The sequence below is a fragment of the Mesorhizobium sp. LNHC229A00 genome (genome assembly GCF_000502415.1).
Classification (GTDB): Bacteria; Pseudomonadota; Alphaproteobacteria; order Rhizobiales; family Rhizobiaceae; genus Mesorhizobium.
Window position 1 is genome coordinate 207056 of sequence record NZ_AYWQ01000005.1, and the last position, 21485, is coordinate 228540.

Below are 21485 nucleotides of genomic sequence, written 5' to 3' on the forward strand. Positions count from 1 at the left end.
GGGGACGAGATGGCCAAGGTGGTTAAGAAGGCTGCGTCGGACACCGGGCAGGTCGTGCTGGCGATCGACATTGGCGGGTCGCACGTCAAGATCCTGACCAGCGACGGTGGCACCGAGCGCCGGACGGATTCCGGGCCTGACCTGACGCCAAGGCAGATGATCGACAAGGTGAAGAAGCTCGCCGACGGCCTGACCTACGACGTTATCTCGATGGGCTATCCGGGCCCCGTGCGTCAAAACAAGCCGGTGCTCGATCCCATGAATCTCGGCAAGGACTGGGCTGGCTTCGATTTCACCGCTGAGTTCGGCAAGCCGGTCAAGGTGGTCAACGACGCGCTGATGCAGGCCCTCGGCAGCTATGAGGGCGGGCGCATGCTGTTCCTCGGCCTCGGAACCGGCCTCGGTGCGGCGATGGTCCTCGACAATGTCGGCCAGCCGATGGAACTCGCCCACCTTCCCTACAGAAAAGGCCAGAGTTTCGAGGACTATGTCGGTGAACGCGGCCTCATAAAGCGCGGCAAGAAGAAGTGGCGCGGTCATGTCTTCGACGTCGTCAACCGGCTACGCGCCGCCCTGCAGCCAGACTATGTCGTCATCGGCGGCGGCAATGTCGACAAGCTCGACGAATTGCCCCCTGACTCCAGGCGCGGTGACAACACACGCGCCTTTGAAGGCGGATTTCGTCTGTGGCGCGACAAGGCGCTGATCGTCTGATATTATTACAGTTTAGTATAGTTGTTCAAAATGCCGTGTGATGTCGCGCCGATAGATTGCATTGTGCAGATTTGCCGACTAGGAAGTCAGCCCGACTACATCGCGTCGCGCGCGACGCTCGAAGACGACTCACTTTAATTTTGCGCATCATCCTTTTTGAAAACGGCCCCATTTTCGAGGTTATGCGCCATGGATGGAGGAAATAGATTGACCGACGAAAACAGCCACGCCAGCAAGACCCTCGACCTTCTCGAACTGACGGCCCATATCGTATCCGCGTATGTAGAGAAGAATCGCCTGCCCGCGTCCGGCCTTCCCGAGCTGATCGCCAGCGTTAGCGCCTCGATCAGCGGGCTCGGCCAGCCGGTCGCCCCCGTGGCGGCACCGCTGGTCCCGGCCGTCAACCCGAAGAAGTCGGTGACGCCGGATTTCATCATCTGCCTCGAGGACGGCAAGAAATTCAAATCGCTGAAGCGTCATCTCGGTGTGCATTTCGGCCTGACGCCGGACGCCTATCGCGCCAAATGGGGCCTGCCTTCGGACTATCCGATGGTTGCCCCCAACTACGCGGCTTCGCGCTCCGAACTGGCGAAGTCGATCGGCCTCGGCCGCAAGGCCGCCGTGGTCGCCCCCGTCAAAGGCAAAGGCCGGAAGGCCAAAGTCCTGGCCTGAGGCGATTTGACGCTGAGCCAATCGTTAGAACGACTGGAACAGAAGCCTGCCGGCGAATTCGCCTTGGCAGGCTTCGTGCTTTTGTGGCTTGGATAACCCGAGACAAGACGATCTGGGGGAGCCATGAACTACACCAGAATGGTGATCGAGAAAGAAGCGCCGGAGGAGTACGGTTACGACCGTATCCGTTACAACCTCTCCGAAAGTTCGATCGCCGATCAGAAACTTTCCGACATCGGCCTCTCGCTGCCTGATCTGACCCTTTTCTATGGCGAGCATCGCGGCGACAGGGAATTGCGCGCGCTGATCGCCGCGCAGGATGCTGGCATCGCGCCCGACGATGTGCTGGTCACGGCGGGTGCGGCCGGCGCGTTGTTCATCATCGCCACCTCGCTGCTCTCGGCCAGCGATCACCTTGTCGTCATCCGGCCCAACTACGCCACCAACATCGAAACGCCGCGGGCGATCGGCTGCGCCATCAGCTTTGTCGACCTCGCCTTCGACGAAAGCTTCGCCATCGACGTCGAGCGCGTCAAGGCCGCGATGCGGCCGAACACGAAGCTGATCAGCGTTACTTGCCCGCACAATCCGACCGGCACCATGATGAGCCGTACCGAATTGGACGCGCTGGTCGCGCTCGCCGAGGCCAGCGGCTGCCATCTGCTGGTCGACGAAACCTATCGCGATCTCTCCTATGGCAGGCGGCTGCCTTCGGCGGCCTCGCTGAGCAAAAAGGCCATCAGCGTCTCGTCGCTGTCGAAAGCCTTCGGCATTCCCGGCATCCGCATCGGCTGGCTGATCACAAGGGATGCGGCCCTTCAGGAGACATTTCTGGCCGCCAAGGAGCAGATCGGCATCTGCGGCAGCGTCGTCGACGAAGGCATCGCGCGCGGCGTGCTGGAGGGCCGCGACGCTTTCCTGGCGAAGCTGCTGCCCGAAATGGCCAGCCGCCGGGACATCGTCCAGGCCTGGATCGACCGCGAGCCGCTGGTCGACTGGGTGCGGCCCGACGGCGGTGTCGTCGGCTTCCCGCGCCTCAATGTCGAACCCGGCTTCGACTTCGACGGCTTCTATGTCAGGCTGCTGGAAGATCACCGCACCTATGTCGGGCCCGGCCACTGGTTCGAAATGGAAAAGCGCTTTTTCCGCGTCGGCTTCGGCTGGCCGACGGAGGCCGACTTGAAAGGCGGGCTGGAAGCGATTTCAGCTGCGCTGCGGCAGTAACTTCCGCGTGCTATCGGTGGTGCGGATCGAAAGTCGCTTGATCCGGGTTTGATTTTAAAGCATATCCGCCCCGAACTTTACCAAGTTCCATTGGTCGAACAGCGCCCATTCGGGAAGTGCCCCGCGCGCCGATGCCCACAGCAACGGGGCCTCACTGCATGATACCAGAACAAACCTTGCCCGAGCAGCGTTACGCGGCTTTCCGGCACAGAGCCTTCCTCAGCTACTGGACGGCGCGCTTTCTCACCACTTTCGCGACCATGATCGTTTCAGTGGCCGTAGGCTGGCAGGTCTATGATCTGACGCGCGACCCGTTCGATCTCGGCATTGTCGGCATCGTCCAGTTCCTGCCGTCTCTGCTTCTGGTGCTGGTTACAGGTGTCGTCGCCGACCGTTTCGGCCGCCGGCTGATCATGACGCTGGCGACCTTGGTCGAAGGCGCCTGCGCGCTGGCTCTGCTGTTTCTGACCCTGCGCGGCCTTACGACCCCGCTGCCGATCTTCGCCGTGCTGGTCATGTTCGGCATTGCCCGCGCCTTCTACGGGCCGGCTTCGTCCTCCCTGTTCGCCAATCTCGTGCCGCAGCGCGATTTCGCCAATGCCATCGCCTGGAACTCCTCCGCCTGGCAGACCGCGACGATTGTCGGCCCGGTCGCCGGCGGCTTGCTCTATGGCGTGTCGGCGGAAATGGCCTATGCGACCGCCGCGGTCCTGATGCTCGCCGCCGCGTTGCTGATCTTCACCATCCCCAAGCCCGCGCAACAGACCGCCACCGACAAGCCGACAATGGAGACGCTGTTTGCCGGATTCCGCTACATTTGGAGCGAGAAGATCGTGCTCGGCGCCATCTCGCTCGACCTCTTCNTTCTGCAGCTTGGCCCCTGGGGCCTCGGCCTGCTGCGCTCGGCACCGGGGATCGGCGCGATCTGCGTCGCCGTCTGGCTTGCGGGCCATCCTATCCGCGACCGCGCCGGCAAGATCATGCTGAGCTTCGTGGCGGCGTTCGGCGCCTGCACCGTGCTGTTCGGCCTGTCGACCCTCACTTGGCTCTCGATTGTGGCACTTGCCCTGCTCGGCGCCACCGACATGTTCAGCGTCTATATCAGGGAAACGCTGATCCAGCTGTGGACGCCCGACGAGGTGCGCGGCCGCGTCAACGCCGTCAACCAAGTCTTCGTCGGCGCCTCCAACGAGGTCGGCGAATTTCGCGCCGGCACCATGGCGGCGCTGATCGGCACGGTTCCGGCGGTTGTGATCGGCGGCGTCGGCGCCGTCGCGGTTGCCGGCCTGTGGGCCTATCTGTTCCCGGCGCTGCGCAAGGTGAGGCACCTCAAAGGACGAAACTGACGGGGCAGCGAATCTATGCTAAGCCCCCGCCGAACCAACCAAAGGACGACACAAGTGAGCGAACCGACCGTGGCCGAAGCGACCGAAAATATCTACGCGTCGCTCCGGGCGGACAATGCCGACATCGATGTCCATATCGCGACGCTCAAGGCAGCGCTGGGGCGAGAAGGGATAAAACAGGCGGTGTTCGATCCTGCCAAATTGGCGCAGAGCAACCGCTCGGGCCGCAAGTTGATGCAGGCTTATTTTCGGCAGCGCGGCGTGAGCGTAACGTTTTCGGACTAGTTTTTAGGCTCGAAGGCCCGCTGTCATAAGTCGGCGGTCAAAGCGCCGGCCCAGGCACTACCGCGCCACAGGTTCGCCAAAAATCGTGCGCAAAAACTCGTCGAGCCAGCGCTTCAAATGCATGTCCCATATCAGCCGGCCGCCGAGGTGGTCGCGGCCGGGCTGAGCGCCCGGCAGTTCGAAACGATGGGCGCCGCGCACTACCCAGCGCTGCATCATCACTCGGGTCAGTTCGCCGTGGAACTGGATGCCCCAGGCATTATCGCCATAGCGGAAGGCCTGATTGGGATAGGTCTCGTTCGTGGCCAGCAGCGTCGCGTCGCACGGCAGCGAAAAGCCTTCGCGATGGAACTGGTAGACCATCTCCGGCCAGTGCATCAGTTTCTTGCCAGCCTCGGTCGCTTTCAGCGGATACCAGCCGATCTCGACCAGCCCTTCGCCATGGCCCTCGACCTTGCCGCCGAGATGATTGGCCAGCATCTGCGCCCCAAGACAGATGCCGAGCAGTGGCCGGTTCTCCCTGAGTGGAATCTGCAGCCAGTTGGTCTCGCGACGGACGAACTCGTCCTCGTCATTGGCGCTCATCGGACCGCCGAAGACGACCGTGCCGGCGTGGCCATCCAGTGTCCCCGGCAAGGCGTCGCCGAGCGGCGGGCGGCGGATGTCGAGATCGAAGCCCTCTTCGAGCAGCATGTGGCCGACGCGTCCGGGGCTCGAATTCTCCTGATGCAGCACGATCAGGATTTTTGGTTTCGACCTCGTCTGGCGCGGCATGGGACGGCGAAAATCCTATTCGTCCGAGGATGTTCCGGTGGCGCCCGGCGCGTGCGCCGCCGCCTTGCGCCGCGCCTCGACGCGGTCGTGGCGTTCGACACCGATCAACTCGGCGACACGCCACACCGTGTTGTCCTCCAGCTCATGCAGTTCGCCATCGGCATAAACGATCTCCCACATCAGGCCGATGAACGCCTTGCGCCCCTCCGCGTCAAGGTGGCGCTTGAGCACGCTGGTAAAGGCGTAGAGGTCGATCGCCTCGTTGTCAGCCCGCTCGCCGGCGGCGGCGAGTGCTTCGAGTTCGGCGCCGCTGATCGAATAGCTTTGCGCCAGCACCGCCTTGAACCGCTCCCATTCGACATCCTGGCGCACGCCGTCGGCATTCATCACATGGTAGAGCAGCGCCGAGGCCGCGACGCGCGGATCGTCCGTGCTGGCATGGCTGCCGGAGCCGGCCGGCAAATCCCTGAGAAACGACAGAACGCGCTCGAACATCAATTCATTCCCAAACGGCCCAACGGCCTGCCCAAAATCAAAACAGCCGGAACCGGCGGGGCGACTTTTCCGCCTCGTCGTCCGGATCGACGCCTGGATCGTCCGGCAGCCGCGCCAGTTCTTCCGCCGGCTCGACGGCCTCGGCGTCGGCGGGCACCGCGGCAAAGGCGGCGGCCGTGACCGGTGTGACATGATCCTCGCGGCTTTCGGCGTCCTTGCCCGTCGCCTCGTCGCCCGGTGCGGCGTGATCGATCACCTCGACCGGCCTTTCCGGCCTGCCCGGCGCCTCGATGGCCACTGCCGGGGCGTCCGGCTCATCGCGGCTGTCGATCAGCTGGCCAAGCCGCTCCATCGGCGCGCGCCATTCGAACGCGTCAAGCCGGCCGGTGACCGGCGAGACCGGCGCCCAGCGCTCGGAGATAACGCCGTCGGCGACCCAGGCGGGATCGCGCGGGGCTCGCACCGCCTTGGACAGCAGCTGCCGCACCTTGCCCTGATCGCCGGTCTCGGCCTCCTCGATGTCGGCGAGCAGCAGATAGGCGCCCTCGCGTCGGTCCATCCGGATCGCGGCCTCTGCCTCACGGCGGGCGGTTGAAAAATCCTGCGCGTCGAGCGCGGCACGCGCCACCGTCATCGACGATTCGGCGTGGTTCTTCTTCATTTCCTGCAGCTTCTTTGCCCGGTTCAGCCGATCGAGCACGGCGTCACCCGGCCTCGCATGGGTGTAGAGCTCGGCAATTTCGGGATGCGGGTCGGCCTTCCACGCCGCTTCGAGGATCTTCGAGCCCTTGCGCACGTCATTCTGTTTGAACAGCGCCGCGGCGGCGGCAACGGCGGCGGGGGCGAAATCCGGTTGCAATCTGTTGGCTTCGATCGCCGCTGTCCTGGCAGCCGCGGGATCGCTGTCGGCGAGCGACTGCGCCTTGGCGGTCAACAGCACGGCGCGGCGGCGGTTGGCGGCGTCACGCTCGATCTGCCGCGTCGACTTCTGCGCGTCGACCAGTTTCAGTGCACCATCCCAGTCGCCGCGCGCGGTCAGTTCCTCCAGCGTCGATTCGGCCGCCCAGGCCAGTTGCGGCGCCACTGCGGCGGCACGGCCGGCGTAGTGCCGGGCGGCGTTGCGGTCGCCCAGGCGTTCGGCTTCCAGGTAAAGCCCACGCAGGCCGAGCAGCCGCATTTCGGGATCGTCGAGCATGCTCTCGAATTTTTGGCGCGCGCCTTCATGGTCGCCTTCGAGCAGCGATGCCTGTGCTTCGAGCAGATGGATCAGCGGCTCCTGGTCGGAGCGGATCAGCTTGGCTGCTTCCTTGGTCTTCTTGCGGGCAAGCGCCCCGTCGCCGGCGCCGGCGGCGATCATGCCGGTCGACAGCGCCTGATAGCCACGGTCGCGGCGGCGCACGCGAAAATAACGCGAGATGGTGTAGGGGCTGTTCCACAGCGACTTGATGAGCCACCAGACAATCATCACCGCGGCGACGACAGCGACGACGGCAACCGCCGCCACCATGAGGCTCACCTGGTACTGATAGCCGTTGAAGGTGACGACCATGTCGCCCGGCCGATCGGCCAGCCAGGCAAAGCCCAGCCCGAGCGCGAAGACGACGATGAGGAAGGCGAGCAGGCGGATCATCGTGTTGCCCTCATGCCTTCATCGCGCCGGAGATCAGCGCGTCGACCTGGGTTTCGACCTCGATGCGCGCCTTCAGTTTGCCGGCAAAGTCGGCGCCTGCGGCCTTCGCGGCTGCAGGCAGCGTGTCATATTCGCTGAGTGCCTTGGCATAGTCGCCCTGGGTGACCGCAACCTCCATGCGCGCCACGATTTCCGGTGCGCCGGCGCCTTCGACGGCACCGATCGGCCGGACCTTGACCAGCGATTCAGCGCTCGACATCAGGTTCTGAAGGACGCCGGCATTCTGATCGACCGGCGTGGCGGCGGCGACCATGGCATTGGCGGCGGCATCCATCTTCGAGGCGATCTCGGTACGGGTCGGCACGCCCTTTTCGGCATAGGGCCGCAAGGTCGCGAGTTCGGGCGCATCAGGCGAAATCGCGGCCAGCGTATCGAGTTCGGCCGAAAACGGCGCGCCGCGGTCGAGCGCCGCCTTCAGCGCCGAGGCCGCGATGGCGAGTGCGATCTTTGGCTGCGACGCTTGCGCATCGACCTTGCCGGAAAGCTGCGACACCGACTGCTCCAGCGCGGAGAGACGGCCTTCCTGTGCCTTCGCCGACTCGCCCGTCGACTTCACCAGCGCATCGAGACCCGCCAGCTTTTCGTTGAGCGGGCCGAGATCGACAGGCGCCGCGCTGCCGGCCTTGCCGAGGGCTGCCACCGTGGTTTCGATCTGCTTGACTTTGTCGCCCAGCGCGGCAAGCCCGGCATTGTCGCCCGCACCACCCTGTTCGACCGCTGATTTCAGCGCCGCGACATCGCTCTTGACCTGATCCAGCGCCGACGACAGGCCGTCGACCTTGGCCGATGCACCGCCGCTGCCGCCGGCTTCCCTCATGTCCGCGATTTCGCTCTTCAACGAGGCGATCTCGCCATTGACGCCGTCTAGCGAGGCACCGGGAGCGGCACGCGGCGCACCGAGCACGCCGGCAAATTGCAGGCCACCGGCCCCGACCAGGGCGATGACACCACCGATGATGCCGGCGGCGATGCCGTTGAGGCCGCCCCGCTTCGGCTGCGTGGCCATCGGTTCGCTCCTTGAATCGGTTTTACCGAAAGCCGCCTTGGTCTCTGCGGTTTTGGCGTTTGCATCCTCGAAATTGTAGTCGAAAGCCTTGGCGCGGTTGGGGGATGTATCCGTACCGGGATAAGGCATTTCCGGCTCAGTGGCTTTGGCCTCGGCTTGCGGTGGCACTTCGGTGCCAGGCTGCCCGGCGGCGGCATCGCCATGCTCCCAAGGTTCGAGATCCGTCTGGTCGTCATGTACCGGCTCTTCCGGGGGCTCTGGCCGCGAGGCGTTCGCCGCCTCCTCGGCCTTCGCCTCGTCGGTCTGAGCGGTATTCTTGGCGGCATCCTCGTCGACGATGCGTGAGACGGCGCCCGGATCGAGATCGATGGTCACCGGCTCGCGGCGGCCTTTCGAGTGTCGCATCTTCGGCGTCTTGACCATGCAGGGGCTCCGCAAATTCGCTTCGTCTCAACGCCTGGCGGCGCGTGATGGTTCAGAAAGGGTCTAGCACATCACCAAGCGGTGAAAAGGGGCGGTGTGATGACGCGGGTCAGGGCCGTGCCCGCAAAAGTGCCAGCAGCGCCTCCTCGTCGGGCCGCGCGGCAACGTGCATTGCTTTGCCGGTGCTGTCGCCGAAAGCGACGGCAATCCGCGCGGAAAGCGCGAAAAAGTGCGTCTTTTCAAAGGTCTGATGCAGGGCCGGTCGCCTGGCCAGGATCTGCATTTCGGCAGCCGCCTTGGCCGAATATAGAAGCACCGCATCCACGGATTGGCCGGATATCAGCTGAAGGACCGCTTCCTCCGAATGGGTTACCGCAAGCGTGCCATAAGTCTCGACGGCATGGACCTGGACATGAGCAGCTTTCAGTCTCTGCTCGAAGGCATGAAAGCGCACACGCCCGCAGAGATAGACGATCGTTTTGCCGGAAAACGCGATTGCCATGCCGTCGGCCAGCGCCTCGGCATCGCCGGGCCCCTCATTGACCGAGAGAAAGCCGGCTTTGCGCGCGGCCTCCGCGCTCCTCCTGCCGACCGCATAACAGGGCAGGTTGGACAGGACCGCAATGATATCCCTGGGGGCATGGCGCACCGCATTAGCGCTGGTGATGGCGACGGCGGCCACGTCGTCCGGAACCCCCTTGGCATCGACCGGCAACGCCCGCGTCTCCGTCAAGGGCAGGAGAAGAGGTTCAAAACCCGTCTCCTCCAGCTTTCGCGCGGTGCGAGACGCACCCGGCTCCGGTCTGGTGACCAGGACGCGGAGCATCTTCAGAGCCAGCCGTCGAAAAACTTTTCGCCGGCCCCGGCACGCACCGACCGCGCCGCCTCATCACCGATGCGGGCGGCGTCCTGTGCCGGCCCTTGTAGCTCGACCGTGTGCGACTGCGTACCGTCGGGCGATATGATCAGCCCGGCGAAAGAGAGCTTTCCGGCCTCGATCGCGGCGTAGCCGGCGATAGGCGTGCGGCAGGAGCCATCGAGCGCCGCCAGGAAGGCGCGCTCGCAGGCGAGTGCCTGCCCGGTCGCCACATCGTGGATCGCCACCAGCATCTTCTCGACCTCGCGGTCGCCGATACGGGTCTCGATGCCGATCGCACCCTGGCCTGGCGCCGGCGGGAAGCTGTCTAGCGGCATCAAGTCGGTGGCAACATCTTCCAGGCCCAGCCGCTTCAGGCCGGCATAGGCAAGGATGGTGCCGCTCGCGACCCCTTCGTCCAGCTTGCGCAACCGCGTCTGCACATTGCCGCGGAACATCACCACCTCGAGATCCGGCCGCATGCGGCGGATCAACGCCTGCCGCCGCAGCGACGAGGAGCCGACTTTCGCCCCTTGCGGCAGTTCGGCGATCGTCTTCGCCGCCTTGCCGACAAAGGCATCGCGCGCATCCTCGCGCGGCAGGAAGGCGGAGAGTTCCAGGCCGGGCGGCAATTGCGTCGGCATATCCTTCGACGAATGCACGGCGATGTCGATCGCACCGGCGAGCAGGGCTTCCTCGATTTCCTTGGTGAATAGGCCTTTGCCGCCAGCCTCCGACAGCGGCCGATCCTGGATGCGGTCGCCGCTGGTCGAGATGACGACGACCTCGAACGCCTCCGCCGGCATGCCGTGCGCGGCCATCAGACGCGCCTGTGTTTCATGCGCCTGCGCCAATGCCAGCGGGCTGCCGCGTGTTCCGATTTTCAAGATTGTTTGCATGGCGCGCGGTCCGTGATAACCCCCGGCTGGCTTTGCGTTTCCGGGCACTCTCCTAACGAGGAACGCCCTGACATACAATCTCTGGAGACAGCGACGAATTGATCCGCGTTCTAGGCATTGAGACGAGTTGCGATGAGACCGCCGCCAGCGTCGTGGCGCTGGAGGGCGATGCCGCGCCGAAAATCCTGTCCAACATCGTGCTCTCCCAGATCGAGGAACATGCCGCCTTCGGCGGCGTCGTGCCGGAGATCGCCGCGCGCGCCCACGTCGAGGCGCTGGACGGCATTGTCGAGGCCGCACTCGCCGATGCGGGCGTGGCGCTGGCCGATCTCGATGCGATCGCCGCCACCGCCGGGCCAGGCCTCGTCGGCGGGCTGATCGTCGGCCTGATGACGGCCAAGGCGATCGCCGCGGCGGCCGGCAAGCCGCTCATCGCCGTCAATCACCTCGAAGGCCACGCCTTGACCGCGCGGCTGACCGACGGGCTCGAATTCCCCTATCTATTGCTGCTGGTCTCCGGCGGCCATACGCAGATTCTGGCCGTGCGCGGCGTTGGCGACTACCAGCGCTGGGCCACCACCATCGATGACGCGCTCGGAGAAGCCTTCGATAAGACCGCCAAGATGCTCGGCCTGCCCTATCCCGGCGGTCCCAATGTCGAGAAGGCAGCGCTGTCGGGCAATGCCTCGCGCTTTGCCTTCCCACGGCCGATGAAAGGCTCCGCACAGCCCGATTTCTCCTTCTCCGGCCTGAAGACGGCGGTACGCCAGGCGGCGACAGCGATCGAGCCCTTGAGCGACCAGGATGTCGCCGACATCTGCGCCTCGTTCCAGGCGGCCGTCGCCGATGCGCTCGCCGACCGTATTTCTCGCGCGCTGGAACGCTTTCGCGAAACATTCCCTGGCAGGGGAAATCCGGCGCTGGTCGTCGCCGGCGGCGTCGCCGCCAACCGCACGGTCAAGGCAACGCTGGAGCGGCTTTGCACTGACGCCGGTTTCAGCTTCGTCGCGCCACCACTGAAGCTTTGCACCGACAACGCGGCGATGATCGCCTGGGCCGGTATCGAACGTCTGCGAGAAGGCGTGGCGCAGGAGAACGACTTCGATTTCGTGCCGCGCTCGCGCTGGCCCCTGGACACCGTCTCGGCGCCAATGGTCGGCTCCGGCCGTCGCGGAGCCAAGGCATGACCGATCGAGCCATGAAGAGCGGGGGTCTGGGCAAAAGCGATTGGCACGTCGCCGTGCTCGGCGGCGGCGCCTGGGGCACGGCGCTGGCGCTGGCCATGCTGCGCGCCGGCCATACGGTGCGGTTGTTCGCGCGTGATCCTGAAACCGTCGCCGCGATCGGGCGGGGCGAGAACCCACGCTATCTCCCGGGCATCGCCATCGCGCCCGGCATCGAGGCGACGAGCGACATGGAGGCAGCCCTCACTGGGGCCGATTGCGTGCTGACGGTGACGCCGGCTCAGGCGTTGCGGGCCACGCTGGCCGCCGCGAGGGATCATATGCCGGCCGGCATTCCGCTCGTGCTCTGCGCCAAGGGCATCGAGCGCGACACCGGCGCCTTGCTGTCGGCAATCGCTGCGGAAATCGTGCCGCCAAACCCGGTTGCCGCCCTGTCGGGGCCGAGCTTTGCCAGCGATGTCGCCCGCGGCCTGCCGACGGCCGTGGTGGTGGCCGCTGGCGACGAGGCGCTTGCCGCAAACCTTGCCGCCCGTTTTTCGGCTGAAAACCTGCGCTGCTATTCGAGCGACGACTTGATCGGCGTCGAGATCGGCGGCGCTTTGAAGAACGTCTTCGCCATCGCCGCCGGCGCTGTCACCGGGGCCGGACTCGGGGCCAGCGCACAGGCGGCCATGGTGACGCGCGGCTTCGTCGAACTGCGCCGCATCGGTGCCGCCTTCGGCGCCAGGCCCGAGACCCTGATGGGGCTTTCCGGCCTTGGCGACCTGCTGCTTACCTGCTCGTCGGCGCAGTCGCGCAATTTCGCCTATGGGCTGGCGCTCGGACAGGGCAAGGCTCTTTCCGGATTGCCGCTGGCCGAGGGGGTGCCGACCGCGGCGATCGCCGCCCGCATCGCCACCGAGCGCGAAATCGATGCGCCGATCATAGCCGCGGTCGCTGCCATACTGGACGGCACCATCACCATCGGGCAGGCCGTGACGGCGCTGATGACCCGGCCGCTGAAGACCGAAACCAACGATTGATGCCCACACTCTGATCCAATCACCCAGGAGAAAGACCATGCTGTTTGCTCTGATTTGCAAGGACAAGCCAGGAAGCCTGCACGTGCGCCTCGACACGCGGCCCGAGCATGTCGCCTTTCTCGAAGGGCTGAACGGCGACAAGAAATTGGCCTTTGCCGGTCCGTTCCTCGACGCCGACGGCAAGCCCAATGGCAGCCTCGTGGTGGTCGAGACGCCCGATCTGGCCAGCGCGCGGGCTCTGTCGGCCGCCGACCCCTACGCAAAGGCCGGCTTGTTCGAAAGCATCGAAATCCGCCAGTGGAACTGGACGTTCAACAAGCCGGCGGCTAGTTAATTCGCGGCGCCCGCGACCGAGCCGCAAGGAGGAGAGAAAATGAACTACTGGCTGTTCAAATCCGAACCCTCGGTTTTCTCCTTCGAGGCGTTGAAGGCCAAGGGCAAGGCCGGCACGCAATGGGACGGCGTACGCAACTACGCCGCCCGCAACAACATGAAGGCCATGCAGGTCGGCGATCTCGGCTTCTTCTACCATTCCAACGAGGGGCTGAACGTGGTCGGCATCGCCGAGGTCTGCGCGCTGGCCCATCCCGACACCACGTCGGATGATCCGCGCTGGGAATGTGTCGACATCCGCGCCGTCAGTGACATGCCGAACCCGCCGACGCTGGAAGAAGTCAAAGCCAATCCAAAACTGGCCGAGATGGCGCTGGTACGGCTCGGACGGCTTTCCGTGCAGCCGGTGACCCCGGCCGAATGGAAGGAAGTCTGCCGTATGGGCGGCCTGACGCCTGCGCCGTGACGGCACTTTCACCCGATAGCGCCAAGCAATTCGTTCTCGACAACACGGCGCTGATGGCGCCGCCGCATGTGCCTGAGATTCGTCTCCACCTCGCCGACGAAGCGCATGATCTCTGGCAGCGGACAGAGGATGAACTGGTCGAGATCGGCCTGCCGCCGCCCTTCTGGGCGTTTGCCTGGGCGGGCGGCCAGGGCCTCGCCCGCTATGTCCTCGACAATCCCGATTTGGTGCGAGGCAAGCGCGTGCTCGACTTCGCTTCGGGCTCCGGCCTCGTCGCCATCGCCGCCGCCAAGGCGGGCGCTGCCGAGGTAACCGCCGCCGACATCGACCCGTTCTGCGCCACCGCGATCCGCCTCAACAGCGAGGCCAACGGCGTCGGCGTCGGGTTCCTCGGCACGGACTGTGTGGGCACGGACGCGGGCTGGGACGTGGTCCTGGCAGGCGACGTCTTCTATGACAAACCCTTTGCCGACCGGCTGATGCCGTGGTTTTCGACGCTCAAACGGCGTGGCGCCGACATTCTGGTCGGCGATCCCGGCCGGTCCTATCTGCCGCGATCGGGGCTGGAGCCGCTTGGCGTCTATCAGGTGCCGGTGACAAGGGCGCTCGAGGATGCCGAAGCCAAACGCACCACGGTATGGCGACTGCTTGACGCTATCGCCGAACAGGCGTTTCCATAAAAACCAAACAGGAGGGGGAACTCATGGATTTTTCAGCAGTGAATTGGCTGGCGGTGATCGCCGCCGCCGTCGTGGCCTGGCTGTTCGGTGCCGCCTGGTACATGGCGTTGAGCAAGCCCTGGCTGAAGGCCGCCAAGCTCGATCCGGCGACGATGAAGAAATCGCCGCTGCCCTTCGTCATCTCCTTCATCGCCGAACTGCTGATGGCCTACATCATGGCCCTGGTCGTCGGCGCGATGACGGGTGGTGAGCCGACCTGGCTGGCCGGGCTGATCTTCGGCTTCGTGCTTTGGCTGGGTTTCGTCGCCACGACGCTGTCGGTCAACCATCGCTACGAGAATTTCGGCTGGGACCTGACCCTCATCGATGGCGGTCACTGGCTTGGCGTGCTGTTGATCATCGGCGCGGTGATCGGCTGGTTTGGCGCCGCAGCAAGCTGACGGTGCGTTGACGATGGCGGACGAGTCCGGATTTCCCCGCGACCTGGTGTTCACCAGGATCTGCCACGTCAAGCAGGGCTACGACGACCGGCGCCGGCACATCGTGCGCGAGTTCGACCGGCGCGGCGTGCCGGTCACCTTCTACACCGACTGGGACAGGGCGGAAATCACCCCGGAGATTCGTGCTGACTTGGTCGCTCCCGATTTTGTCCACCCGGCGCAGGTCTCGCTGGCGCTGAAGCATGTCGGCATCTGGCGCGACTTCCTCGAAACCGACCTGCCCTATTGCCTGGTCTTCGAGGATGACGTCTTCCTCGCGCGCGACTTCGTCGCCAAATTCCGGCAAGGGCTGGCCGAACTCGGCAGCCCGATGCGCAAGGCCGTCATCTATCTCGGCAACGGCAGCAACTACTACACGCCGAGTTGGAAATTGCGCAGGGGCCAGAGGCTCTACCCGGCGCTGCATGCCAGGTGCGCGGATTCCTATCTCATCACCCGTCCGGTCGCCGAAGCCCGCTGTGCCTGGATCGATCAACACAAGATCTACACCGTGATCGACCACCAGATCGAGCAGATGGACGAGAAACTGGGGGTGGAGATGCTGTGGTTCGAGCGGCCAATCGTCGAGCAAGGCAGCGAAAACGGCGCTTTCCAGACTTCCGTCGCCGGCAAGATGCAGCCGCTGCTCTACAAGAAGCTGAAATGGAACGTGAAGAAGTACCGACGCATGATCTTCGGCCACAACGCCCGGTCCTGACGATCTAAAGTTTGTCCGCCGTTCGCGTCCTGGAAACTTCCTCTAGGATCCATTCGCGGAAGGCGACAATGCGGGGATCGTCGGCCATGGCTTGGGGATAAACTAGGAAATAGGCGTATTCCGGCGCAACCCTGATGCTGAGTTCGAAGGGCCGCACCAGCCGGCCCTCGGACAGGTCGTTGGCCACCATGGCGAAATCGGCGAGCGCGACGGCATTGCCGTCGAGCGCTGCCTGGACCGCATCCGTCGATGTGCCGAAAACGACTGTGCGGCTGTCGTCGAAATCGTTGATGCCGGCCGCCGCCATCCACATGCGCCAGTTCGGCCATGTCACGCCCTGGCGGGCCCATTCGATATGAGCAAGCGTGTGGTTGAACAGGTCGCGCGGCTCGCGCAGGGGCGGCCCGGACGTCAGCAGGCCCGGACTGCACACCGGAATAATGATGTTGTCGAACAGGCGGTGCGCGCTGAGCCCCGGATATTTGCCGGCGCCGAAGCGGATGCCGACATCGACGTCGTCGAGATCGAAATCGCGCAGGCCATAGGCGATGTCGAACCTGAGTTCGATGCCCGGCCGCTGCTGGCGGAAATTCTCGACGCGCCGCATCAGCCATTTCGCGGCGAACTGCGCGTCCAGCGTCACCTTCAGAAATTCGGTGCCGCGCGCCATCTTGCGCGCCCGCATCACGGCACGGCCAAGCAGGTCGAGCGTGTCGGTCGCCGCCTCGTAAAGCACCGTGCCCGCCTCCGTCAGCCGGATGGTGCGGCTGGTGCGGGTGAACAGCACGATGCCGAGCTGATCCTCGATTTCCTTGATCTGGTGGCTGACCGCGGCGGGCGTCAGGCCGAGCTCGTCGGCGGCACGGGTGAAGTTGAGGTGCCGGGCCGCCGCCTCCAGCGTCCTGAGCGCCCGCGTTCCCGGCAAGAGCGCTGCCATCAGCGTGCGACCTGATCGAAGCGGCTCATGGAGCCTCAATCCTCAAATAAAACTTGACGATGAGAAAAGAACTACTCGTTTCCCGTTTGTTTTTCAATACGGCATGATTGCGGCATCAAAGACACCATCAAACCGGATTTGATGTCCGGAGAATACGGATCACCTCATGTCTCACATCGCTCTTCGCCCTGCATACATCGCCCGGCCAGACTGGATGTCGGCTGCCCGTACCTGGCTGCGGCAGGCCAGGGTCGCGATCAACCTTCCCTACGAGATCAACCTTCCCCACCAGAACGTCGAGGACCTCTCCGATCGCCAGTTGCGCGATGTCGGGGCCGCCCGCAGGGACATCGCCCGGGCCATGGACCGCGAGACAGGCCGGTTGGGCCTTCTCGACATCGGCTGGCAGCGGAATAGGAAGGGATAAGCGAGCATGGGAGTAGGATGATGCGACTTTAGCGTGTCTGCTGCCGCCAAGACTTCCCTATTCCCCCTATCTCACCACCCTTACCACTGTCCGGTCCGACAGGAGCGGCAAGAGCCGCGCCATCGTGCGCGCGGTTACCGCCACGCAGCCTTCCGTCGGCGTGAAGCCGGGACGCGCCAGGTGGAAGAAGATGGCGCTGCCGCGCCCGCGCCGGCGCGGCGCGATGTTCCAGTCGAGCACCAGGCAGGCGTCATAGAGCCGGTCGTCGCGCCGCATGCGTTCGTGGCTGGCGCCGTAGGGAATCTTGACCGGCCTGTTATAGTTGCGGTCGTCCGGCACTTCGCACCAGCCGAGGTGCGGCCCGATCGGCGCCATCGCCAGGCGCGTTCTGCGGCCGGCGGCAAACTGATCCTCCCGGAAATAGCCCGCTAGGATGCGCATCGAGGCGAGCGGCGTGGCGCCGTCGCCTTCGCGCTTGCCGGCCGAGATGCCGCCGCGCCCCAGCGCGCACGCAAACACCGTTTTGCCGGCCTGCAGCAGCCCTTGGCTTGGATGGCCGGGCCTAGCCCGCACGGTCAGCACGCGCAGCCGTTTTGCCAAAATTGCGCCGGCTGCATTGCGATCGCGTTTTTTCTTGTATGATCGTGCCACGGAACAAATCACTGTGATCGGCTATTGTGCCGGCCAGCTTCCGCATAAATACGCAGCGGTCAACTGAATTCACTTTTCAAAACAACGGATTGATCCATGACCTCACGTACCATCCTGATCGTCGATGACGATGACGACCTGCGCGGCACGCTGGTCGAGCAACTGTCCCTCTACGAGGAATTCGATGTGCTGCAGGAAGCGACTGCGGCAAAAGGCGTCACCGCTGCGCGCGGCGGGCTCATCGACCTGCTCATCATGGATGTGGGCCTGCCCGACATGGACGGCAGAGAAGCGGTGAAAATCCTGCGCAAGGGCGGCTACAAGGCCCCCATTATCATGCTGACCGGCCACGACACCGATTCGGACACGATTTTGGGTCTCGAGGCCGGCGCCAACGACTATGTGACCAAGCCGTTCCGGTTCGCGGTGCTGCTTGCCCGCATCCGGGCACAGCTGCGCCAGCATGAGCAGAGCGAGGACGCGACCTTCTCGGTCGGCCCCTACACCTTCAAGCCCAGCCAGAAACTGCTCATCGATCAGCGCGGCGGCAAGGTGCGGCTGACGGAAAAGGAGGCCTCGATCATCAAGTATCTCTATCGCGCCGACCAGAAGGTGGTGACGCGCGACGTGCTGCTGGAGGAAGTGTGGGGATACAATTCCGGCGTCACCACGCACACGCTGGAAACCCATGTCTACCGTCTGCGCCAGAAGATCGAGCGCGATCCTTCCAATGCTGAAATTCTTGTGACAGAAAGCGGCGGCTACAAGCTGGTTCCTTAAACATTTCACCATTCAAATGAGCGGTTCGGGCGGGGCCGCTTTCGGGTACGATCCTGTCGAAGGGGGATTCTGGGACCGTACCGCAGAGGAGGGATTGGACTGACCGTTCGGGGACACAGCTAGATGGCGCTGGATGACGACATCCGCATCCTGTCCGCCGTGAGGCTTTTCGAGGGCTTCACGCAGGAACAGTTGCGCCTGCTCGCCTTCGGTGCCGAGGCCACTTTGGTGCAGGCCGGCCACAAGCTTTATCGCGAGGACGATGTGGCCGACTCGGCCTATGTGGTGGTCAGCGGGCGTATCGTGCTCTATCGCGAGCAGGATGGCGAGCGCATCCCGATCGGCAAGGTCGGCCCCGGCACGATGCTCAGCGAGCTGGCGCTGATCGCCGATACCAACCGGCTGACCAGCGCCTCGGCCGAAATCGACTCGGAAGTAATAAGGCTGAGCCGCAAGATGTTCCGGCGCATCCTGGAGGAGTATCCGGAATTAGCGGTGAAACTGCATCAGCGCATCTCCGAGGAATTTCACGACATGATCCGACGCATCGAGGAATTGGCCCCACGCTTTTCGGGTTGACCTGGCATTTGGCGTCGTAGGGGTCGCGATTCAGGTCAAGCCGGGGCGAAGACGGTGGATTCCGAGAACCGGAGCGGAGCGTCCTTGAAGTACGTGAACACCGGAAGCTCAGGAAGCCGCCGTTTGCAGGCCGGCTTCACCCGAATATCGATACACCCTAACCCAGATCGAACCGGGCAATAACTGGCACATGGTCCGACGGCCGGTCCCAACCACGGGCGGCTCTAAGGATCTCGTAGCCGGCAAAACTGGGCACCAGGTTTGCCGACGACCAGACATGGTCGAGCCGCCGGCCGCGGTTGGACGCCTCCCAATCCTGCGCCCGATAACTCCACCAGGTATAGAGCTTCTGCTCCGATGGCACGTTGTGCCGCATCAGGTCGACCCAGCCGCCGGCGCGCCGCATCGCCTCGAAGCTTTCGGTCTCTACCGGCGTGTGGCTGACCACGTTGAGCAATTGCTTGTGCGACCAGACATCATGCTCCAGCGGCGCGATGTTGAGGTCCCCGACCAGCACCGACGCCGACACCTCGCCGTGTTCGGCCCGGATGGCGTTCATCTCGGCGACGAAATCGAGCTTGTGCCTGAACTTCCTGTTGATCTCGGGATCCGGCTCGTCGCCACCCGCGGGCACGTAGAAATTGTGCACCAGGATGGTCTTGCCTCCGGCCTGTACCGTCACCGACAAGTGGCGACTGTCCTCGATGTCGCAGAAGCGGCGCTTTTCGACCACCTCGATCGGCCGCCGCGCCACCGTCGCCACGCCGTGATAGCCCTTCTGGCCATGGAATGCGATGTAGGGATAGCCGACCTTGCGAAAGGCTTTTTCGGGAAACAGCTCGTCCGGGACCTTGGTTTCCTGCAGGCAGAGCACATCGGGCGCGTACTCATCGAGCAGGCGTTCGACAATCGGCATGCGCAGGCGCACGGAGTTGATATTCCAGGTGGCGATCGAAAAGGGCATGCGGAGGGGGTCCGGCAAGAGATCGCCATTCTACTGCCAGTCGCGCGCCGCAAAAACAAGCCAGCCCGCTCCGCTACAGGCCTGGCTATATCGGCGGGCCTACCGCGTCTTGGTGTTCAGCTCGCGATTGGCCGTATAGTCGATGGCAAAGGTATCGGGCGCGAAGCTGACGCCTTCCTTGGTGTTGAAGATCATCACCGTCGTGTCCTTGCCCTGCGCGTCGGTGATCGTCCACTGCCGCAGATCATAGGTTTTCGGGTCGAACATCATGGTGATCCGCGCGTTGCCGAAAACCGACTTGTCGGAAAGCTGGATGGTTGTGAGGTCGTCTTCTTCCTTGACGCTCTTGACGCGGTTGCCGGAGAGGTCGATGTGGTCGTCGAGCAGCAGCTTCAGCGGCGTCTTCGACAGCGGATAAAGGTCCGACGTGTTCAGTTTCTTGTTGAGTATGGCAACCGATCTGCCGTCGGAAATCACCCGGAAATTCGAAGACCCGTCGTAGTTGAAGCGGATCTTGCCCGGCCGTTCCAGGAAGAATTTTCCGCCGGTCTGCTCGCCCTTGGGACCGAACTGCACGAATTCGCCGCTCATCGACTTGACCGCCGAGAAATGGTCGGCGATCTTCTGTGCCGCCGCCGGTACGGCCGCTTGTGCCGAGGCGAGCAACTCGAATCCGGGCACCACGTTGAGGGCGGCGGCACCCGCGAACACCAGGCCGAGGCCGAGCAATTGGCGGCGTGTCGGGGCAAAATCGCTGAGCGCTGAAAGATCGTTTTTCATATCGGTCACTCTCGTCCGGTTCCTGATTTGGTCGCTGTCGTGAACCCCCAGTTGGGCTGAAGTTTGGCGAGGCGATCGCTGCTCAGTCGGTGAACGCGCCAAAAGGTTCAAAGTTGCCGCGAACTCTCCACTGTCAGAACTTGTCGTCTTCGGTCGGCACCAGGATTTCGCGTTTTCCGGCATGGTTGGCCGGGCCGACAATGCCTTCCTTTTCCATCTTCTCGATGATCGAGGCAGCTCTGTTATAGCCGATGCCCAGACGCCGCTGGATGTAGCTGGTCGAGGCCTTGCCGTCCCGCAGCACCACCGAAACCGCCTGATCATAAGGGTCGTCGGAATCCTCGAAATTGCCGCCCCCCCCGCCGCCCGAACCGCCCTTGCCGGACGGCTCGTCGTCGTCCTCGCCGTCGTCCTCGGTGATGGCGTCGAGATATTCCGGCACGCCCTGCAGCTTCAGGTGCCCGACGATCTTCTCGACCTCGTCGTCAGAGACGAACGGCCCGTGCACGCGCTGGATGCGGCCGCCGCCCGCCATGTAGAGCATGTCGCCCATGCCGAGCAGCTGCTCGGCGCCCTGCTCGCCCAAAATGGTGCGGCTGTCGATCTTGGACGTCACCTGGAAGGAGATGCGGGTCGGGAAATTGGCCTTGATGGTACCGGTGATGACGTCGACCGACGGACGTTGCGTCGCCATGATGACGTGGATGCCGGCCGCACGCGCCATCTGCGCCAGCCGCTGCACCGCGCCTTCGATGTCCTTGCCGGCGACCATCATCAGGTCGGCCATTTCGTCGATGATGACGACGATATAGGGCATTGGCTCGAGATTAAGGTCCTCGGTCTCGTAGATCGCCTCGCCGGTCTGGCGGTCGAAGCCGGTCTGCACGGTGCGCGAGATCTTTTCGCCCTTCTTCTCGGCCTGCTGCACGCGGGCGTTGAAGCCGTCGATGTTGCGCACGCCGACCTTGGACATCTTGCGGTAGCGGTCCTCCATCTCGCGCACGGTCCATTTCAGCGCCACCACAGCCTTCTTCGGGTCGGTCACGACGGGCGTCAGAAGATGCGGGATGCCGTCATAGACGGAGAGTTCGAGCATTTTCN

General features: G+C 64.1%; 25 protein-coding genes and 1 pseudogene. 15 read left to right on the forward strand and 11 right to left on the reverse strand.

Going from position 1 to position 21485, the window contains the following annotated elements; translation table 11 throughout:
* The first annotated feature begins 9 nt into the window (after nt 1-9).
* The 5 genes from X742_RS157560 (at nt 10) to X742_RS157540 (ending at nt 4241) form a co-directional block, all read left to right on the forward strand.
* Nucleotides 10-714, forward strand: a complete 705-nt coding sequence (locus X742_RS157560; RefSeq protein WP_023771855.1) for an ROK family protein — start codon at nt 10-12, stop codon at nt 712-714.
* A 207-nt stretch (nt 715-921) separates the two neighbouring features.
* The gene (locus X742_RS157555) at nt 922-1386 is read left to right on the forward strand and encodes a MucR family transcriptional regulator (RefSeq protein WP_023771856.1); all 465 of its coding nucleotides are present in this window, start codon (nt 922-924) and stop codon (nt 1384-1386) included.
* Nucleotides 1387-1509: 123 nt separating this feature from the next.
* Nucleotides 1510-2610, forward strand: a complete 1101-nt coding sequence (locus X742_RS157550) for an aminotransferase class I/II-fold pyridoxal phosphate-dependent enzyme (protein ID WP_023771857.1) — start codon at nt 1510-1512, stop codon at nt 2608-2610.
* 158 nt (nt 2611-2768) lie between these two features.
* Entirely contained in the window at nt 2769-3956 is a 1188-nt protein-coding gene (locus tag X742_RS157545; protein WP_023771858.1) for an MFS transporter, read from the forward strand.
* A 15-nt stretch (nt 3957-3971) separates the two neighbouring features.
* Nucleotides 3972-4241 carry a hypothetical protein gene (locus tag X742_RS157540; RefSeq protein WP_051407630.1) on the forward strand — a complete coding sequence of 90 codons (270 nt, stop codon included), beginning with the start codon at nt 3972-3974 and terminating at the stop codon, nt 4239-4241.
* A 57-nt stretch (nt 4242-4298) separates the two neighbouring features.
* Here X742_RS157540 and X742_RS157535 read toward each other — a convergent pair whose 3' ends face one another.
* The 6 genes from X742_RS157535 to hemC all read right to left on the reverse strand — a co-directional run bounded on the left by X742_RS157535 (nt 4299) and on the right by hemC (nt 10384).
* The gene (locus X742_RS157535; protein WP_023771860.1) at nt 4299-5015 is read right to left on the reverse strand and encodes a glutamine amidotransferase; all 717 of its coding nucleotides are present in this window, start codon (nt 5013-5015) and stop codon (nt 4299-4301) included.
* Nucleotides 5016-5030: 15 nt separating this feature from the next.
* On the reverse strand, nt 5031-5510 hold the full coding sequence (locus X742_RS157530; RefSeq protein WP_015315071.1) for a TerB family tellurite resistance protein: 480 nt from the start codon (nt 5508-5510) through the stop codon (nt 5031-5033).
* A gap of 37 nt (nt 5511-5547) precedes the next feature.
* Nucleotides 5548-7140, reverse strand: a complete 1593-nt coding sequence (locus X742_RS157525) for a heme biosynthesis protein HemY (protein ID WP_023771861.1) — start codon at nt 7138-7140, stop codon at nt 5548-5550.
* A gap of 10 nt (nt 7141-7150) precedes the next feature.
* Nucleotides 7151-8629, reverse strand: a complete 1479-nt coding sequence (locus tag X742_RS157520) for a mitofilin family membrane protein (RefSeq protein WP_023771862.1) — start codon at nt 8627-8629, stop codon at nt 7151-7153.
* A gap of 109 nt (nt 8630-8738) precedes the next feature.
* Nucleotides 8739-9455, reverse strand: a complete 717-nt coding sequence (locus tag X742_RS157515) for a uroporphyrinogen-III synthase (protein ID WP_023771863.1) — start codon at nt 9453-9455, stop codon at nt 8739-8741.
* A gap of 2 nt (nt 9456-9457) precedes the next feature.
* Entirely contained in the window at nt 9458-10384 is a 927-nt protein-coding gene (gene hemC / locus X742_RS157510) for a hydroxymethylbilane synthase (protein ID WP_023771864.1), read from the reverse strand.
* A gap of 101 nt (nt 10385-10485) precedes the next feature.
* Between hemC and tsaD the strand changes: the two genes are divergently transcribed.
* From tsaD to X742_RS157475, 7 genes are read left to right on the forward strand one after another with little or no spacing between them, the layout of a single operon-like run.
* Nucleotides 10486-11571 (forward strand): tRNA (adenosine(37)-N6)-threonylcarbamoyltransferase complex transferase subunit TsaD, encoded by a 1086-nt coding sequence (gene tsaD, locus X742_RS157505; protein ID WP_198019202.1) that lies wholly within the window; start codon nt 10486-10488, stop codon nt 11569-11571.
* On the forward strand, nt 11568-12590 hold the full coding sequence (locus X742_RS157500; protein ID WP_023771866.1) for an NAD(P)H-dependent glycerol-3-phosphate dehydrogenase: 1023 nt from the start codon (nt 11568-11570) through the stop codon (nt 12588-12590). Before tsaD ends, X742_RS157500 begins: the two co-directional genes overlap by 4 nt.
* A 37-nt stretch (nt 12591-12627) precedes the next feature.
* On the forward strand, nt 12628-12924 hold the full coding sequence (locus X742_RS157495) for a YciI-like protein (RefSeq protein WP_023771867.1): 297 nt from the start codon (nt 12628-12630) through the stop codon (nt 12922-12924).
* A 39-nt stretch (nt 12925-12963) separates the two neighbouring features.
* The gene (locus X742_RS157490; RefSeq protein ID WP_023771868.1) at nt 12964-13389 is read left to right on the forward strand and encodes an EVE domain-containing protein; all 426 of its coding nucleotides are present in this window, start codon (nt 12964-12966) and stop codon (nt 13387-13389) included.
* Nucleotides 13386-14069, forward strand: a complete 684-nt coding sequence (locus X742_RS157485) for a methyltransferase (protein WP_023771869.1) — start codon at nt 13386-13388, stop codon at nt 14067-14069. The genes X742_RS157490 and X742_RS157485 overlap by 4 nt, the downstream gene beginning before the upstream one ends.
* A gap of 23 nt (nt 14070-14092) precedes the next feature.
* Nucleotides 14093-14509 carry a DUF1761 domain-containing protein gene (locus X742_RS157480; protein ID WP_023771870.1) on the forward strand — a complete coding sequence of 139 codons (417 nt, stop codon included), beginning with the start codon at nt 14093-14095 and terminating at the stop codon, nt 14507-14509.
* 13 nt (nt 14510-14522) lie between these two features.
* Entirely contained in the window at nt 14523-15266 is a 744-nt protein-coding gene (locus tag X742_RS157475) for a glycosyltransferase family 25 protein (protein ID WP_023771871.1), read from the forward strand.
* Between the two features lie 4 nt (nt 15267-15270).
* On the opposite strand, the gene gcvA is transcribed toward X742_RS157475, so the two are convergent.
* Nucleotides 15271-16203 (reverse strand): transcriptional regulator GcvA, encoded by a 933-nt coding sequence (gene gcvA / locus X742_RS157470; protein ID WP_023771872.1) that lies wholly within the window; start codon nt 16201-16203, stop codon nt 15271-15273.
* Between the two features lie 166 nt (nt 16204-16369).
* On the opposite strand from gcvA, the gene X742_RS157465 reads away from it, so the two are divergent.
* Nucleotides 16370-16630, forward strand: a complete 261-nt coding sequence (locus X742_RS157465) for a hypothetical protein (RefSeq protein WP_023771873.1) — start codon at nt 16370-16372, stop codon at nt 16628-16630.
* A 66-nt stretch (nt 16631-16696) separates the two neighbouring features.
* Here the strand turns inward: X742_RS157465 and X742_RS157460 are convergent, their stop codons facing one another.
* On the reverse strand, nt 16697-17233 hold the full coding sequence (locus X742_RS157460) for a L,D-transpeptidase (RefSeq protein ID WP_198019203.1): 537 nt from the start codon (nt 17231-17233) through the stop codon (nt 16697-16699).
* 144 nt (nt 17234-17377) lie between these two features.
* Between X742_RS157460 and X742_RS157455 the strand changes: the two genes are divergently transcribed.
* Together X742_RS157455 and X742_RS157450 are read left to right on the forward strand one after the other, a co-directional pair.
* On the forward strand, nt 17378-18061 hold the full coding sequence (locus X742_RS157455) for a response regulator transcription factor (RefSeq protein ID WP_015315056.1): 684 nt from the start codon (nt 17378-17380) through the stop codon (nt 18059-18061).
* A 123-nt stretch (nt 18062-18184) separates the two neighbouring features.
* A complete protein-coding gene (locus tag X742_RS157450) occupies nt 18185-18640 on the forward strand; it encodes a cyclic nucleotide-binding domain-containing protein (protein ID WP_023771875.1) in 456 nt (151 codons plus the stop codon).
* Nucleotides 18641-18797: 157 nt separating this feature from the next.
* On the opposite strand, the gene X742_RS157445 is transcribed toward X742_RS157450, so the two are convergent.
* The 3 genes and pseudogenes from X742_RS157445 to X742_RS01000000170015 form a co-directional block, all read right to left on the reverse strand.
* A complete protein-coding gene (locus X742_RS157445) occupies nt 18798-19604 on the reverse strand; it encodes an exodeoxyribonuclease III (protein WP_023771876.1) in 807 nt (268 codons plus the stop codon).
* Nucleotides 19605-19703: 99 nt separating this feature from the next.
* Nucleotides 19704-20384 carry an outer membrane lipoprotein carrier protein LolA gene (locus tag X742_RS157440; protein ID WP_023771877.1) on the reverse strand — a complete coding sequence of 227 codons (681 nt, stop codon included), beginning with the start codon at nt 20382-20384 and terminating at the stop codon, nt 19704-19706.
* A gap of 133 nt (nt 20385-20517) precedes the next feature.
* A pseudogene (locus X742_RS01000000170015) lies at nt 20518-21483 on the reverse strand (DNA translocase FtsK); the annotation flags it as partial.
* Between the last annotated feature and the right edge of the window lie 2 nt (nt 21484-21485).